The organism is Bradyrhizobium sp. 26S5 (genome assembly GCF_036923295.1).
In the GTDB taxonomy this organism is placed as follows: Bacteria; Pseudomonadota; Alphaproteobacteria; order Rhizobiales; family Xanthobacteraceae; genus Bradyrhizobium; species Bradyrhizobium septentrionale.
The window spans coordinates 682506-697854 of sequence record NZ_CP145948.1; the positions used below are offsets into that span (position 1 = coordinate 682506).

General features: G+C 64.8%; 14 protein-coding genes. 6 read left to right on the plus strand and 8 right to left on the minus strand.

Translation table 11 applies throughout. The annotated features are described in order from the left end of the window. Positions 1 to 152 precede the first annotated feature (152 nt). Positions 153 to 854, minus strand: a complete 702-nt coding sequence (locus tag V5279_RS03105) for an SDR family NAD(P)-dependent oxidoreductase (protein WP_338695011.1) — start codon at positions 852 to 854, stop codon at positions 153 to 155. 71 nt (positions 855 to 925) lie between these two features. Between V5279_RS03105 and V5279_RS03110 the strand changes: the two genes are divergently transcribed. After that, on the plus strand, positions 926 to 2707 hold the full coding sequence (locus V5279_RS03110) for an acyl-CoA dehydrogenase family protein (protein ID WP_338695013.1): 1782 nt from the start codon (positions 926 to 928) through the stop codon (positions 2705 to 2707). A gap of 53 nt (positions 2708 to 2760) precedes the next feature. Next, the gene (locus V5279_RS03115; protein WP_338695015.1) at positions 2761 to 3849 is read left to right on the plus strand and encodes a Zn-dependent alcohol dehydrogenase; all 1089 of its coding nucleotides are present in this window, start codon (positions 2761 to 2763) and stop codon (positions 3847 to 3849) included. Positions 3850 to 3997: 148 nt separating this feature from the next. On the opposite strand, the gene V5279_RS03120 is transcribed toward V5279_RS03115, so the two are convergent. The 4 genes from V5279_RS03120 to V5279_RS03135 all read right to left on the minus strand — a co-directional run bounded on the left by V5279_RS03120 (position 3998) and on the right by V5279_RS03135 (position 8620). Continuing rightward, the gene (locus tag V5279_RS03120) at positions 3998 to 4351 is read right to left on the minus strand and encodes a nuclear transport factor 2 family protein (protein ID WP_338695017.1); all 354 of its coding nucleotides are present in this window, start codon (positions 4349 to 4351) and stop codon (positions 3998 to 4000) included. Positions 4352 to 4563: 212 nt separating this feature from the next. Next, a complete protein-coding gene (locus V5279_RS03125; protein WP_338695019.1) occupies positions 4564 to 6036 on the minus strand; it encodes an amidase in 1473 nt (490 codons plus the stop codon). A gap of 282 nt (positions 6037 to 6318) precedes the next feature. After that, positions 6319 to 7290: an iron exporter MbfA gene (mbfA, locus tag V5279_RS03130; RefSeq protein WP_166299184.1), complete on the minus strand. Its 972-nt coding sequence runs from the start codon at positions 7288 to 7290 to the stop codon at positions 6319 to 6321. Positions 7291 to 7465: 175 nt separating this feature from the next. Continuing rightward, positions 7466 to 8620: an alpha/beta hydrolase gene (locus tag V5279_RS03135; protein ID WP_338695022.1), complete on the minus strand. Its 1155-nt coding sequence runs from the start codon at positions 8618 to 8620 to the stop codon at positions 7466 to 7468. Positions 8621 to 8725: 105 nt separating this feature from the next. Here V5279_RS03135 and V5279_RS03140 point away from each other — a divergent pair, with 105 nt between their 5' ends. After that, positions 8726 to 9232, plus strand: a complete 507-nt coding sequence (locus tag V5279_RS03140) for a hypothetical protein (protein WP_338695024.1) — start codon at positions 8726 to 8728, stop codon at positions 9230 to 9232. A gap of 101 nt (positions 9233 to 9333) precedes the next feature. On the opposite strand, the gene V5279_RS03145 is transcribed toward V5279_RS03140, so the two are convergent. The 3 genes from V5279_RS03145 to V5279_RS03155 all read right to left on the minus strand — a co-directional run bounded on the left by V5279_RS03145 (position 9334) and on the right by V5279_RS03155 (position 12674). Next, positions 9334 to 9588: a hypothetical protein gene (locus V5279_RS03145; protein ID WP_338695026.1), complete on the minus strand. Its 255-nt coding sequence runs from the start codon at positions 9586 to 9588 to the stop codon at positions 9334 to 9336. Positions 9589 to 9735: 147 nt separating this feature from the next. Further along, positions 9736 to 11280 carry an acyl-CoA synthetase gene (locus tag V5279_RS03150; RefSeq protein WP_338695028.1) on the minus strand — a complete coding sequence of 515 codons (1545 nt, stop codon included), beginning with the start codon at positions 11278 to 11280 and terminating at the stop codon, positions 9736 to 9738. Positions 11281 to 11501: 221 nt separating this feature from the next. Then, the gene (locus tag V5279_RS03155; RefSeq protein ID WP_166299180.1) at positions 11502 to 12674 is read right to left on the minus strand and encodes an acetyl-CoA C-acetyltransferase; all 1173 of its coding nucleotides are present in this window, start codon (positions 12672 to 12674) and stop codon (positions 11502 to 11504) included. A gap of 174 nt (positions 12675 to 12848) precedes the next feature. Between V5279_RS03155 and V5279_RS03160 the strand changes: the two genes are divergently transcribed. The 3 genes from V5279_RS03160 (at position 12849) to V5279_RS03170 (ending at position 15331) form a co-directional block, all read left to right on the plus strand. Continuing rightward, complete coding sequence (locus V5279_RS03160; RefSeq protein WP_166299179.1) at positions 12849 to 13514, plus strand: TetR family transcriptional regulator; 666 nt, start codon at positions 12849 to 12851, stop codon at positions 13512 to 13514. A gap of 46 nt (positions 13515 to 13560) precedes the next feature. Further along, a complete protein-coding gene (locus tag V5279_RS03165) occupies positions 13561 to 14319 on the plus strand; it encodes an SDR family NAD(P)-dependent oxidoreductase (RefSeq protein ID WP_338695031.1) in 759 nt (252 codons plus the stop codon). Positions 14320 to 14524: 205 nt separating this feature from the next. Continuing rightward, positions 14525 to 15331: an enoyl-CoA hydratase/isomerase family protein gene (locus tag V5279_RS03170; RefSeq protein ID WP_338701822.1), complete on the plus strand. Its 807-nt coding sequence runs from the start codon at positions 14525 to 14527 to the stop codon at positions 15329 to 15331. Positions 15332 to 15349: the final 18 nt, after the last annotated feature.

A 15349-nucleotide genomic window follows, 5' to 3' on the forward strand; every position in this document is an offset into this window, starting at 1 on the left:
GGGCGATGCGAAGCATCGAACCCGGAATCTCAAGATTCCGGGTCTGGTGCTAACGAACCATCCCGGAATGACGAAGAATATCTTTCGAAGGCTAGCGCGAATGCGGGCACGTTGAGCACGCAGCCTACGCTCTATAGATGATTTACGTCATCTCAAAACTTCTCAACCCAGGGCCGCAATTCCAGCTCCCAGCTCCAGGCGCTGCGCGGCTGTTGCAGCACGTTCCAGTAGCTCAGTGCAATCGCGTCGGGATCGAGCATCGAATCCGGGCGGTCGGCGGGCTCGGCGCGGGCGGCGCTGCGGATGCCGCCGTCGATCACGAAATGCGCGACATGGAGACCCTGCGGCGACAGTTCCCGCGCCATGCTCTGCGCCAGCCCGCGCAATGCGAACTTGCCCATCGCGAACGGCGCCGATTGTGCATAGCCCTTGACGCTGGCGGAGGCGCCGGTGAACAGGATCGCGCCCTTCTTGTTGGGCAGCATGCGCTTCGCCGCTTCCTGCGCCACCAGGAAGCCGCCGAACGCCGAGACCGCGATCGCCCGCTCGACCTCGGAGGGGACGAGTTCAACGAAGGGCCCACGCGAGCGGCCGGAAGCGTTGTAGACCACGATATCAGGGGTTCCGATCTCGCGCTCGACGAGGCCGAACAGACGCTCGACATCCTCGGCCTTGGTGGCATCGCAGGCATAGGCGCGCGCGCCGGTTTCGGTGCAGAGCGCGCCGAGCTTCTCGATGCTGCGGGCGCCCAGCGCCACGCGAATTCCCTCCCGCGAAAATAGCCGTGTCAGCGAGGCGCTGAGGCCCTCGCCGGCGCCGACGATCAGGGCGATCTTGTATTTTGGAATATCCATTGGGCTTTCCTTTGCTCGGCCGGAGGAGGATAGTCGTGCCCAAACAAATGAGAAGCGAAGCCGGGAATTCAATGCAGCCGCTCACGCAGGATTTGAAAACGTCGTCCACCAGCCAGCCGGGACTGCTGGCCCCCGATACGACGGGAATGAATTTCTACCGGGCCGATCCCGCGCTGACCGATCTCCTGAAGCTGCATCTGCCCGAAGCGTTGTTCCGCCACATCGAGCCGCATCTCGACCGTCTCGGTGGACTCGCCGGTGGCTTTCTCGACGAATGCGCACGGCTTGCCGACCGGCATACGCCGGTGCTGCACCAGCGCGACAAGTTCGGCCGCGACGTGCAGCACATCGAATATCATCCGGCCTATCGCGAGATCGAGAAGGTCGCGTTCGGCGAGTTCGGCATTCACGCGCTGTCGATCCGCAAGGGCATCATGGGCTGGCCCGACAAATATCCTGTGGTGGCCAAGCACGCCTTCACATTCCTGTTCAACCAGACCGAATTCGGCATGGGCTGCCCGATCAACGTCACCGACGGTTGCGCAAAACTGCTGGCGAATTTCGGCAGCGAGGCCTTGAAGGCGAAATATCTCGACGGCCTGACCCAGACCGACATGAGCAAGCTGATGCAAGGCGGCCAGTTCATGACCGAGAAGGAAGGCGGCTCCGACGTCGGCACGCTGACCACGCGCGCCGTGCAGGAGGGCGACCACTGGCGGCTCTACGGCGAGAAGTGGTTCTGCTCGAACGCCGATGCCAAGGTGGTGATGCTGCTGGCGCGGCCGGAGGGTGCGGGGCCGGGGACCCGCGGCGTCGGCCTGTTCCTGATGCCGCGCATCCTCGACGACGGCTCGCAGAACCACTACCGGATCGTGCGCCTGAAGGACAAGCTCGGCACCCGCTCGATGGCCTCGGGCGAGATCAAGTTCGACGGTGCGATCGCTTACGCCGTCGGCAAGCTCGACCGCGGCTTCGTGCAGATGGCCGAGATGGTGAATTCGTCGCGGCTTTCGAACGGTGTGAAGTCGACGGCGCTGATGCGCCGCGCCTTCCACGATGCGATGACGGTCGCGAGGGGCCGCGTGGTGTTCGGCCAGCGCATCATCGATTTGCCGCTGGCGCGGCGGCAGCTGATGAAGATCATGCTGCCGACCGAGCAGGCGTTGTCGATGAGCTTCCTGACGGCTGACGCGCTCGACCGCGCCGAGGCCGGCAGCCAGGATGCCGCGGCGCTGCTGCGAATCCTGACGCCGACGCTGAAATTCCGCGCCACCCGCGATGCCCGCAAGGTCTGCGGCGATGCGATGGAGATGCGCGGCGGCATTGGCTACATCGAGGAATTCGTCACGCCGCGGCTGCTGCGCGACGCGCATCTCGGTTCGATCTGGGAAGGCACCGGCAACATCGTCGCGATCGACGCGTTGAAGCGCGCGGTCGGCCGCCATGGCGCCGACAATGCGCTCGCGGCCGATCTGCATGCGCGGCTCGATGACAGCCAGAACGTCCCGCAAGCCTGGCGCAACCGGCTGCGCGACCTCGGCGACCGCGCGATCGCGTTTGCGCGCGAGGTCGCTGGGAGCATCGACAACGAGGGCGATGCGCGGCGCGCCACCAGCCTGCTCTATCATGTCGCAAGCGCCGTGGCGCTGGCATGGGAGGGTGGTCGCATCCACGAGATGCGCGGCGATGCGCGTCGGCTGTTGCTGTCGCGGATGGTGATCGATCATCGCATGCTGCCCGGCGATCCGTTCCGGCTTGCGGAAAATACCGTTCAGCGCAGGATGACCGAGCATCTGCTCGGCGATCGCGCCATCGGCATGGCCGAGGTTGGCGAATTGCTCGTCGCAGCGTAGGCTGCCGCGCGAGCGCACCGTTCAAACAATCAAAAACGCCAAGGGAGACACTGATGAAGGCCGCTGTCCTGCATGAAGTCAACAAGCCGCTGGTGATCGAGGATGTCAGCGTGCCCAATCCGGGGCCGCGCGAGGTCCTGATCCGCACCGCGGTCGCGGGCCTCTGCCATTCCGACCTGCACTTCATGGAAGGCCTGTATCCGCACCCGCTGCCGGCCGTGCTCGGCCATGAATCGGCCGGTGTGGTCGAGAAGGTCGGCTCCGACGTCAACTACGTGAAGCCCGGCGATCACGTCGTCACTTGCCTTTCGGTGTTCTGCGGCACCTGCGACAATTGCACCACCGGCCGCACCGTGCTGTGCACCGACACCACGGTGAAGATGCTCCCCGGCGCCTCCAACCGGCTGTCCTGGAACAGGTCGGAGAAGCTGCACCAGTTCCTCAACCTGTCGTCATTCGCCGAACAGATGCTGGTGCACGAGAACGCCATCGTGAAGATCAAGAGGGATATGCCGCTCGATCTCGCCGCGCTGATCGGCTGCGGTGTCATCACCGGCTATGGCGCCGTGGTGAACACCGCGAAGGTGACCGCCGGCGAGACCGTGGCGGTGATCGGCTGCGGCGGCGTCGGCATGGCCGCGATCAACGGCGCGCAGATCGCCGGCGCCGGCCGCATCATTGCGATCGACACCAATCCGGCCAAGCTACAGCTTGCGACGAAACTCGGTGCCACCGACATCGTCGATCCCGCCCGCGGCGATGTCGTCCAGCAGGTGCGCGAACTGACCGGCGGCGGCGTACAGCATTCCTTCGAGGTGCTCGGCCGCAAGGATACCGCCGAGCAGGCCTTCGGCATGCTGGCGCCCGGCGGCACCGCGACCATCGTCGGCATGATCCCGTTCGGCCAGAAGATCGAGCTGCACGGTTTTGACTTCCTGCGCGAGCGCAGGATTCAAGGCTCCTCAATGGGCTCCAACCACTTCCGCGTCGACATGCCGCGCCTCGTCGACTTCTACATGCGCGGCAGACTGCATCTGGAGGACTGGATCTCGGCCAAGCTGAAGCTTTCCGAAATAAACGAGGGCTTCGCCAACATGAAAGCCGGCAAGACGCTGCGCAGCGTGATTATGTTTGATAGCTGAGGTCGTGTCGTCCCGGCGAAAGCCGGGACCCATACGCCGCGGCTCCGCTTGGGGCACAGAGGTGGACGACCTTCTTTAGTCACCACAAATAGCGGTGGTTATGGGTCCCGGCGTTCGCCGGGACGACGGTTGAGATTGTTGTCAGCCGTCATCGCGCGACATGCGCGGACACGGCGAGCCATTTGCCGTTCTGCCGCGCCCAGCAATCGGTGTAGCGGCCGTGCGCGGGCTCGCCGTCGGCGTTGGTGTAGCTGGTCTTCGCGTGGATGATGGCGAAATCGCCGAGGATGCGGATTTTGACGTCCTCGGCCTTCAGGCCCTTGATCTTCACCGGGATCGCCGTCTGCTTCAGGAAGGCGGCGCGGTCGACCAGGCTCTTGTCGGGATTGGTGCAGTAAAAATCCTGCGCCAGGATTTCGTCGAAGCGCTTGACGTCGCAGTTCTGAACCGAGTCGACGTAATCCTTGTTGAGTTTTGTCAGGTCTTCGAGATCGTTGCTCATTGGTTTCTTCCCTGTTGCTATTGTTCGTATTGCTGTGCGAGCGCCGTAGCGGCGCTGTCGATACCGTCATCCTGAGGTGCGAGCTCTTGCGAGCCTCGAAGGATGCACGGCCACAGTCAGGCCGTCGACCCTTCGAGACGGCCGCTCGCGGCCTCCTCAGGGTGACGGTGATGGAGTTAGGTGCGCCTCACTGCTCTGCAATGACGGGTCACCTAGTCATCAAACATCTTCGGCGGCACGAAGCCGCCGAACTCGCGCTCGATCAGCTCGGCGAGCTTGAGCGGCGTGCGGTCCTCGAGCCATGCGCCGACGATCTGCACGCCGAGCGGCAATCCGTCGGGCGCAAAGCCGGTCGGGATCGCGGTCGAAGGCAGGCCGGGCAGCGTCGCGATGCCGGGCCAGGCGAGCTGGTCGGTGTAGATGTGCGGTTCGCCGTCGATCAGGATTCTGCGTTGTTCCTGATCGGGCGAATGATCGTGCGGATAGGCCGGCGTCGGCATGATCGGGCAGATCACCGCGTCGAAGGACTGGAAGAACTCGCGCCATTGCGCGCGCAGCCGCGAGCGCGCCGCCGTCGCCTGCACCCAGTCGCGATGGCTGAGCGCGATGCCGCGCAGCCGCTCGGCCTGCAGGCTGGTGTTGTCGGCCGGCAATGCCGCCGCCGCCGCGCAGGCGCCGGCATAGACCTCGGGCGGGAAGTTCGCGCCGAGGAACGACAGCAGCATCCGCATATAGAGCCGCGACGACGCCGCGAAATCCGGCAGCAAAGGGCTCGCGCGCGAGACCTTTGCGCCGGCCTTGTCGAGATGGCTGGCGAGCTTGTCGATCGTGCCGCGGACCGCCTTGTCGGTCGGCAGCACCGGATCGGTGTCGATGACGAGGATACGGAAATCCCGCAAGTTCGCATGCCGCGCCGCCGGCAGTTCGAGTTTGTAGGCTTTGCCGGCGTCGAGCGGATCGGGGTCGGCCATCACGTCCAGCAGCAGCGACAGGTCGGCCGCGCAGCGTGCCATCGGGCCGGTCACCGCGAGGTCGCGTTCATAGATCAGCGGCGGCGCCGGCGGCGAGGTGTGGCCGCGCGACGGCAGCAGCGCGAAGGTCGGCTTGTGCGCATAGACGCCGCAGTGGAATGCCGGCACGCGTAGCGAACCGCCGATGTCTGAGCCGAGCGACAGCGCGCCGTAGCCCGCCGCGAGCGCCGCCGACGATCCGCCGGAGGAGCCGCCCGGCGTGCGGCCGAGGTCGTAAGGGTTGTTGGTGGTGCCGTAGATCTCGTTGTAGCTCTGCCAGTCGGCGAGCCCGACCGGCACGTTGGTCTTGCCGAGGATCACGCCGCCGGCGTCCTTCACCCGCGTGATCGAGAGCGCGTCCTCAGTCGGCGTGAAGTTCTTCTGCGCCGGATAGCCCCAGGTCGTCGGCAGGCCCGCGACGTTGAAGGATTCCTTCACCGTCATCGGGATGCCGAGCAGCGGCTTGTGCTCGCCGCGTGCGATCGCGGCATCGGCCGCGCGTGCCGCCGCGAGGCCGCGCTCGAAATCGCGCACGCAGACCGCGTTGACCTTGCTGTCGTGGCGCTCGATGCGACCGATCGCGTCCTGTGCGAGCTCGACCGCCGAGACCTGCTTCCTGCGCAGCGCCTCCGACAGTTCGACGGCGGTCCTGAAACTCCATTGCGATTTGGCCACGGCGTGCTCCCGGTTCTGGTTGGCGCGATGATGGGCAGTTTGGCTGCCGCCCGCAAGCGCTGTAGCCGCCGCATGGCTGCCGCGTTTGATCGGAATTGCGGGTGCGTGATCGAAGGCAATGCCCATTTCACCTCGCCCCGCTTGCGGGGAGAGGTCGGATCGCATCGCAGATGCGATCCGGGTGAGGGGGTACAGGTCTCACTGCGTTCACAGCTTGCGGAAGCAGCCCCTCACCCCAACCCTCTCCCCGTAAAGAACGGGGAGAGGGGGAACGATCGATTGCTACGCCGCGCCGATCAGGATGCCGACCGCGAGCACGATCGCGCCGCCGAGCACGATCTGGAACACCGCCTGCAGGAACGGTGTGTCCATGTAGCGCGAGCGGATGAAGGCGATCGCCCATAATTCGAAGAACACCACGATGCCGGCGATCGCGGTCGCGATCCAGAATGCGTTCGGCCAGGCGTCGGGCACCAGATAGGGGATGGTGTGGCCGAGGCCGCCGAGCGTCGTCATCAGGCCGCAGGTCAGGCCGCGCAGCCAGGGCGAGCCGCGGCCGGTCAGCGAGCCGTCGTCGGACAGCGCCTCGGCAAAGCCCATGCTGATGCCGGCGCCGATCGAGGCGGCAAGGCCAACCAGAAAAGTCTGCCAGTTGTGATGGGTGGCGAAGGCGGCGGCGAACAGCGGCGCCAAGGTCGAGACCGAGCCGTCCATCAATCCGGCGAGCCCCGGCTGGACATATTGCAGCACGAACATCCGCCGCCGCGTGCGGTCTTCCTCGGCGCGCACATCGGGCTTGAGGATGTCGCCGGTCAGCTTGACCGCGAGCTTCTCGTGGCCCTTCTCCTCCTCGGCGAGATCGCCGAGCAGCCGGCGCACGCCGACATCGTCGGCATTCTCGGCGGCGCGGATATAGAAGCGCTCGGCTTCCAGCTCCATGGTCTCGACTTCCTTGCGGATGGTGTCGAGCGGCAGGTTCTTGGTCAGCCAGATCGGGCGGCGACGCAGAAAGCCTTTGACGTCCTCGCGCCGGATCGGCGGCAAGTGCTGACCGAAGCGCTGCTCGTAGGTTTCCAGCAGCCGGTGGCGATGGCCGCGCTCCTCCTCGGCCATCTCCTCGAAAATCTTCGCGGTATCGGGATATCGCCCGGCGAGGTCCTCGGCGAAAGACATGTAGATGCGGCTGTCCTCCTCCTCGGAGGCGATCGCGACCGCCAGCACCTCGCGCTCGGTCAGATCGGCAAAGTTCTTCACGGCAACGCACCCTGTTCATGCAGTTTAGAATTAGAATAGTTCTAAACTATAAAAGCGCGCCGCGGCCGGGTCAAATCAAGGTGGCCCCGAATCCGCAACCGCGCCGGGCCGCAGCGCGGTTCTGGCGAAGAACGCGTTTCAGAACAATGAGATGAGCTTGGATCGATCGGCGCGCTCAGGGCCGGGAGCCGGCCTCTCGCAGGAATGTGAGCAGGAGCCGGCTGACCTCCTCCGGCTGCTCCTGCTGCACCCAGTGGCCGGCGCCGTCGACCAGATGGCAGCCGATCATCCTGCTGCAGGCCTTCGCCTGCAACGCCTCGAACACGCCGGGCCGCTGATAGGTGCCCCAATCCTGCTTGCCCGAGATGAAGGCGGAGGGCTGGTCGATGCTGCGGCCGCTCCAGGTCTGCAATTCCGGGGTGAACGCGCCCGAGGTGCCGCAGCGATACCATTGCAGCCCGCCCTGGAATCCGGTGCGCTGATACTCGGCGCTGTAATAGGCGAGCTCCCGATCCGGCAGCCAGGTGTTTGCGGCGATCGCCTCAAGCGACGGCATCTCTTCGGCCACCGTCGCCGCCATGTCCTTGGCGATATCCATCACGTAATAGGTCGGCAGTTTGGCCAGCTCGCCCGCCGACCAGGACTGCAGCGGATACGGCCTGTTGTCTTTCCAGTCCGCGCTCTTGTGATGGTAGTAGGCGCGCAGGAAATCATGCACGCCCTGCGGCGCGCGATGCATGTCGTCATTGGCCGGGCGCGTCGAATAGTACCATTGATAATGCTTGCGCGGCCGCGACAGCGCGGCGAGCTCGCGATGTACCGGATCTTCGCTCACGGGTTTCGCCGGCGCGTTGGCGATGTTGAACGGCAAAGTCGGCGGCCCCGCGAACGGCGCGCTCATCATCACGACCGCGCGGAACACGTCGGGCCGGATCAGCGCGCACCATGCCGCGACCGACGAGCCGAAATCATGCCCGATCACCGCATCGACATGCGTATAGCCGAACGCTGCGACCAGCCCGAGCGCATCGCGCACCAGGTTGGGCAAACGGAATGAGGCGAGGTCGCCGTCATAGTCCGCGCTCCAGCCGGTGGTGCGGCCATAGCCGCGCTGGTCCGGCGCGATCACGTGATAGCCGGCGGCAGCCAGCTTCGGCATCACCTTGCGCCAGGAGAACGCCAGCTCCGGAAAACCGTGCAGCAGCAGCACGCAGGGACGGCCGGATGTTTCGAAGCCGGCTTCGAGCACATGCATGCGCAGGCCGTTGATCCCGTCGACATAGCGCGAGCGGAGGGTGGCGGGGAGCGGGACGTCGGGGAGGGCTGCCATCGTAAGGATCACCTGTTCAGGACAGCCGCAGAACCAGCGCATTTGGCTGTATGCTGGCGGTCATTGTTCTCACGATAGCAACTTTGGCCAGGGGATGCATACCGCATGCGCCACGCGAGGATTGCAATGCTGCCCGGCTGGATGGCGCGTTCCGTTCTGGCGATCGTGGCCGCAGGCCTGCTGCTGCTGCCGGCGGCGCGTGCCGCCGATATCAAGGAGCTGACCGAAAAATTTCCGCACGCCTATATCGGCGAATTCCTGTGGGATGGTGACAAGACGGTGCAGAATGTCGTCATCACCTTCGACCAGGTGCACGCCCTGAACGAGCAGAACGCGGAAGCGCTCGGCTGCGGTTCGTATGAGGTCGGCCGTCGCGTGACCAAGATCAAGGTGCGGATGTTCGTCCGGCTGTCCGATCTCGAGGTCGAGCTGTTCGAGCGGTCGCCCGACGGCGACGGCTCGTTCGAGACCGGCGGCAGCCATCGCGGCAAGCTGTCGGAAGATTTTCAGCAGATCGACGCGCAGTGGACCACCACGGCCACCGGCCAGCACGGACAACTCCATCTGCGCGCCGTGGCGTCGGCCGCCTGCGAGCCGGCGGCGGCGCTGTAGCGGAAGATCAAGCCAGCAGCCCCGAGAATGGAATAACGTGCAGCCCTCCCTCCCTTGAGAGGGAAGGCTACGGCCATGCCGATGCGGAGATCAGGTTGTCGTCAGTTGCCTGCCGCAAGTTGTTGCATCGCCTCCGCCGAAGGTTGCTTGGCGTGAGGCGCGCGTTTCATCCAGCGCAGATATTTGCCGGGTTCACGACGCTTGATGATCCGCCACGTCCAGGCCATCGCCCGGACGACGTTGCCGTCCTTGTCTGCGAGCCAGATACGACCGGCACCGACAGGTATCGGCGCCTGATCGATCTGCTTCCAGGTTTCCTCGTCAGAAACTTTCCCGAACAGATTCCAGAAAGCCATGGGACCCCCGCATCCGGTTATCCGCAGGTCTGTAGTATGGCTGAAACGTTGCCGCTTTTGAACCGGCTTTCCGTCAGGCGGCGATCCCCCTTAAGGGGGAGATCTGCAGGGTGGGGGAGGGCGGCGGCACCGCGCTCACCTGCCGATCTACGCCTTGCCCGCCGCCTTCGGCCAATACCGGTCACGCAGATGGCGTTTCACCAGCTTGCCCGTCGGCGTCCGCGGCAGCTCAGCTTCGAAGTCGATGCTCTTCGGGCATTTGATCGGCGACAGATGTTGTCTGCAGAACGCGATCAGCTCGGCCTCGAGATCCTTGCCGGCCTTGGCCATGTCGTGCGGCTGCACCACGGCCTTGACCTCTTCGCCCATCTCTTCGTTCGGCACGCCGAACACTGCGACGTCGGAGACCGCGGGATGCGTGATCAGCACGTCCTCGGTCTCCTGCGGATAGATGTTCACGCCGCCGGAGATGATCATGTAGCTCTTGCGGTCGGTCAGATAGAGGAAGCCCTCTTCATCGAGATAGCCGACGTCGCCGAGCGTCGACCAGCCCTTGGCGTTGTAGGCCTTCTTCGTCTTCTCGGGATCGTTGTGATAGGTGAAGGCGGGCGCGTCGGCGAAATAGACCTGGCCGATCTGCCCGGTCGGCGCCTCCTCCTCGTTCTCGTCCAGGATCTTGACCTTGCCGACCACGGCGCGGCCGACCGTGCCGCGATGGGTGAGCCATTGCTGCGAGGTCGAGACCGTGACGCCGTTGCCCTCGGAGCCCGCATAATACTCGATCAAGATCGGTCCCCACCATTCGATCATCTTCGCCTTGACGTCGACCGGGCAGGGCGCCGCGGCGTGGATCGCGCCTTTCAGTGAGGAGACCTTGTAGCGGCTGCGCACCTCATCGGGCAGCTTCAGCATGCGCACGAACATCGTCGGCACCAGCTGGGACTGCGTCACGCTGTGCTTCTCGACCTGCTTCAGAAATTCCTCGGCGTCGAAATGCTCCATGATCACGGAGGTGCCGCCGAGCACGGTCGCCATCATGTTGAAGCGCAGCGGGGCCGCATGATACAGCGGCGCCGGCGACAGATAGATGCTGTCGGCGTTCATGCCGCACATGTCGGCGGTGAGGATCCGCAGGAATGGGTTCGGCACGTCGATCCGGTTGCCTTCGAACTCTTTCTTGATGCCCTTGGGCCGGCCGGTGGTGCCGGAGGAATACAGCATGTCGTAGCCCGCGACCTCGTCGGCAACCGGCGTGGTCGGCTGCGCGCCGGCTTCCTTGTCGTAGGAGCGGAAGCCAGGGGCCGGTTCGTCCATCATGTAGAACAGCGGTTCGCCCGGCTCGCCCTTGATCAGGCCCTTCACCTTGTCGGCGCATTGCGGCGTGGTGATGAACACTTTCGCCCCGCAATCCCTGATGATGTAGGCGATCTCATCTTCCGTCAGGTAGCGGCTGATCGCCGTGTAATAGAGCCCTGAGCGCTGCGCCGCCCAGCAGATCTCCATGAAGGCGAGGCGGTTTTCCATCAAGAGCGCGATGTGGTCGCCGGCCTTCAGGCCGAGCGAGCGGAACAGATGCGCGCCCTGGTTCGAGAGCTCGTCGAGCTCGCGATAGGTGATGGATTTGCCGGACACCGCCATCTGGTAGGCGATCTTGTTCGGATGGTTGCGCGCGTGGATGGAGGGGTGGGTCACAAGGCGTTCCTCAAACAAGGTGGTCGTCCCTGCCTAGTGCGCAATTGCGCACGGGAGCCGGGACCCATAACCACCGATCTTATTTATTGAAATGAGCTGGGGCCTCAGCTCGCCATAGCCACATCGACCTGTGGTTATGGGTCCCGGCTCAAGGCCGGGACGACACCTTTTGTATGGAGGCTCTTGCGGCCTCTCAAACGCTTCTTAAAGGTCAGGCGCTCTTACAGCCGCTCGACAATCGTCACGTTCGCCATGCCGCCGCCTTCGCACATGGTCTGCAGGCCGTAGCGCTTGTTGCGCTGCTTCAGCGCATGCAGCAGCGTGGTCATCAGCTTGGTGCCGCTGCCGCCGAGCGGATGGCCGAGCGCGATCGCGCCGCCGTTGACGTTCAGGCGCGCCGGATCGGCGCCGGTGGTCTTCAGCCACGCGGTCGGCACCGAGGCGAAGGCCTCGTTGACCTCGAACAGGTCGATGTCGTCGACCTTCATGCCGGCCTTCTGCAGCGCGCGCTGGGTCGCCGGCAGCGGCGCTTCCAGCATGATCACGGGGTCGCCGCCCATCATGGTCAGGTGATGGATGCGCGCCATCGGCTTGACGCCAAGCGCCTTGAGGCCCTTCTCGTTGACGACCATCACGCCGGAGGCGCCGTCGCAGATCTGGCTCGCGCTCGCCGCGGTCAGCTTGCCGTTCTCGGCGATCAGCTTGACGCCTTTGATGCCGTCGAGGCTGGCGTCGAAGCGGATGCCCTCGTCGATATGGTGGGTATCGGTCGAGCCGTCGGCGCGGGTGATCTTGACCGGCACGATCTCGTCCTTGAAGCGGCCGGCTTGCGTCGCCGCGATCGCGCGCTGATGGCTGTTGTAGGAGTACTCGTCGAGCTCATCCTTCGACAGGCCGTACTTCTCCGCCATCATCTCCGCGCCGGTGAACTGGCTGAAGATGATGTTGGGGTACTTCGCCTCGATGCCCGGGCTCTTGTAATGGCCAAAGCCGTTCTTGGCGGGCAGCGAGGAGGCGAGCCCCATCGGCACGCGGGTCATCGATTCCACGCCGGCGGCGATCACGCAGTCCATGGTGCCGCTCATCACGGCCTGCGCCGCGAAGTGCAGCGCCTGCTGCGAGGAGCCGCACTGGCGGTCGATCGAGGTCGCCGGCACGCTCTCCGGCAGCTTGGAGGCCATCACCGCGTTGCGCGCGACGTTGTTGGACTGCTCGCCGGCCTGCATTACGCAGCCCATGATCACGTCCTCGACCTGTGCCGGGTCGGCGCCGGAACGTTCGACCAGCGCATCGAGCACGGTCGCGGCCAGATCGGCCGGATGCCAGCCGGCGAGACGCCCTCCCTTGCGGCCGCCCGCGGTGCGAGCGGCGGCGACGATGTATGCCTCGGCCATGTCTGATCTCCCTGATGTTCTGATTGGGCGGTTTTGAAAGTTGGGCCGGATTTAAGGGGCGGCTCCGCATTTAGTCAATCAATCAATTAACTCTTGAGTGCAGCCCCGCCATGGGCTTATGTGCGGCCTCGATTTACCGGCGAACCCGGAACCAAGAGCGGGACCAGAGCGCAGTTGAATACCAGCGTACCGACGAAACTTGCTGCGGGCAAAAACGCCACTGCGGACAAGCTATTGGTGGCAGCCAGCGAGCTGATGATCGAGCGCGCCTCGATCGAGGTCTCGCTGTCCGACATCGCGCAGAAGTCGGGCGTCAACGCCGCGCTGGTGAAATATCATTTCGGCAACAAGGACGGGCTGTTGCTGGCGCTCTTGGCGCGCGACGCCGCGACCGAGATCTCGCAACTCGAATATCTGCTGGCGCAGCCGATCTCGCCATCCGCGAAGCTGCGGCTGCATATCGGCGGCATCATCCGCGCCTATCACCAGTTCCCCTATATGAACCGGTTGATCCATTATCTGCTGCACGAGAGCTCGGCAGGCGCTCCGGACGAGGTGTCGAAATTCTTCGTCGCGCCGCTGCTGGATTTTCATCGCCGGCTGTTGGCCGAAGGCATCAAGGCCGGCGAGTTCCGCAAGATCGATCCGGTGCTGTTCTACACCAGCCTGATCGGCGCCTGCGATCATCTGTTCTTCGGCCGCCACGCGATGTCGCGCGCGGTCGGCGTCGGTCCGGTCACCGACGAGGTCTGCCGCGAATACATCAAGCACATGGAAGCCTTGATCTTCGGCGGCGTGCTCAATCCCGATAAGGAAACGGCGGCTGTCGCCGCCGGATAACAAAGTTCGAAGTCCAGAGAAGAAACGCCCAAGGAAAGGTTGCTCCATGCAGTTGAAAGACGTTGCCGTTCTCATCACCGGCGGCGGCTCCGGCCTCGGCGCCGCGACCGCCCGCGCCATGGCCGCCAAGGGCGCCAAGATCGGCGTGATCGACCAGAACAAGGAAAACGCCGAGAAGGTCGCCGCCGAAGTGAGGGGCGTCGCCCTGCACGCCGACGTCACCGACGAGGACGCGATCAAGGCGGCGATCGCCAAGGCCGAGGACGCCCACGGCATCGCGCGCGTGCTGATGAACTGCGCCGGCATCGGCGGCTCGCAGCGCATCGTCGGCAAGGACGGCGTCTATCCGCTGGCGAAGTTCGTCCGCATCATCAACGTCAATCTGATCGGCACCTTCAACGTGCTGCGCCTGTTCGCCGAGCGGCTGGCGACCGAAGCCCCGATCGGCGAGGAGCGCGGCGTCGCGATCAACACCGCGTCGGTCGCGGCCTATGAAGGCCAGATCGGCCAGATCGCCTATTCGGCCTCGAAGGGCGGTGTCGTCGGCCTCACGCTGCCGGCCGCGCGCGACCTCGCCAGCCTGAAGATCCGCGTCAACACCATCGCGCCCGGCCTGTTCCTGACGCCGCTGCTGATGGGCCTCAACGAGGAAGCCCGCAAGAGCCTCGGCGCCCAGGTGCCGCATCCGGCCCGCCTCGGCGATGCCTCGGAGTACGGCAACCTCGCCGTCCACATCGTCGAAAACCCGATGCTGAACGGCGAAACCATCCGCCTCGACGGCGCCATCCGCATGGCCCCGCGCTAGCGGCGAATTCCGCCGTACTTCCCTTCTCCCCTTGTGGGAGAAGGTGGCGCGGACGTAGTCCGCGACGGATGAGGGGTTCTCCCCGCGGAGACAGACCCCTCACCCAACCGAATGCAAGGCTAATAGCGAACATGCCCTCTCCCACAAGGGGAGAGGGCACAGTAACGAGCATCGCGTTCGCTGAACGGTCGGGAGGACCATGCGCGTGTCTCAACCGCTGCTGATCGAACATCACGACGGGGTCGATTGGGTCACGCTCAATCGTCCCGAAAGCCTGAACGCGCTCGATCCCGCCATGATCGATGCGCTCAACAGCTACTTCCAGGGCCTGCAGCGCAACCGCGACACCCGAATCGTGGTGCTGAAGGGCGCCGGTGCGAATTTCTGCGCCGGGCTCGACCTCAAGCACGCGATGGCGCGCCGCGGCGGGCAGACCGAGCCGCCCGGCGTCACCGAGTCGCTCGACTCGCAGCGCAGCATTGCCGACATCGTGATGCTGATGCGGCGCTGCCCGCAGCCGATCATCGCGCTGGTGCAGGGCGCGGCCGCCGGCGGCGGCTTTGCGCTGGCGCTCGCCGCCGACATCCGCATCGCCGCAAAGAATGCGCGGATGAACTGCGCCTTCATCAAGCTCGGCTTGGGCGGCTGCGACATCGGCACCAGCTATTTCCTGCCGCGCCTCGTCGGCGTCTCCGTCGCGTCCGAACTGATCCTCACCGGGCGCTTCATCCATGCCGATCGCGCACTCGCCGTCGGCCTTGTCTCCGAGGTGGTCGAGGCCGCCGATCTCGACGCCGCCGCCAATCCTTATGTCGAGGCGATGATGACGGCCTCGCCGGTCGGTCTCCGCCTCTCCAAGGAATGCATCAACATGAGCGTCGATGCCGGCTCGATCGAAGCCGTGATTGCGATGGAGGATCGCAATCAGGTGCTGTGCAGCCGTTCGGAAGATTTTCAGGAGGGCATCAGGGCCTTCCTTGAGAAACGAAAGCCTGTCTATATCAGGCGCTGACAAAAAGTCCGCAAAGGA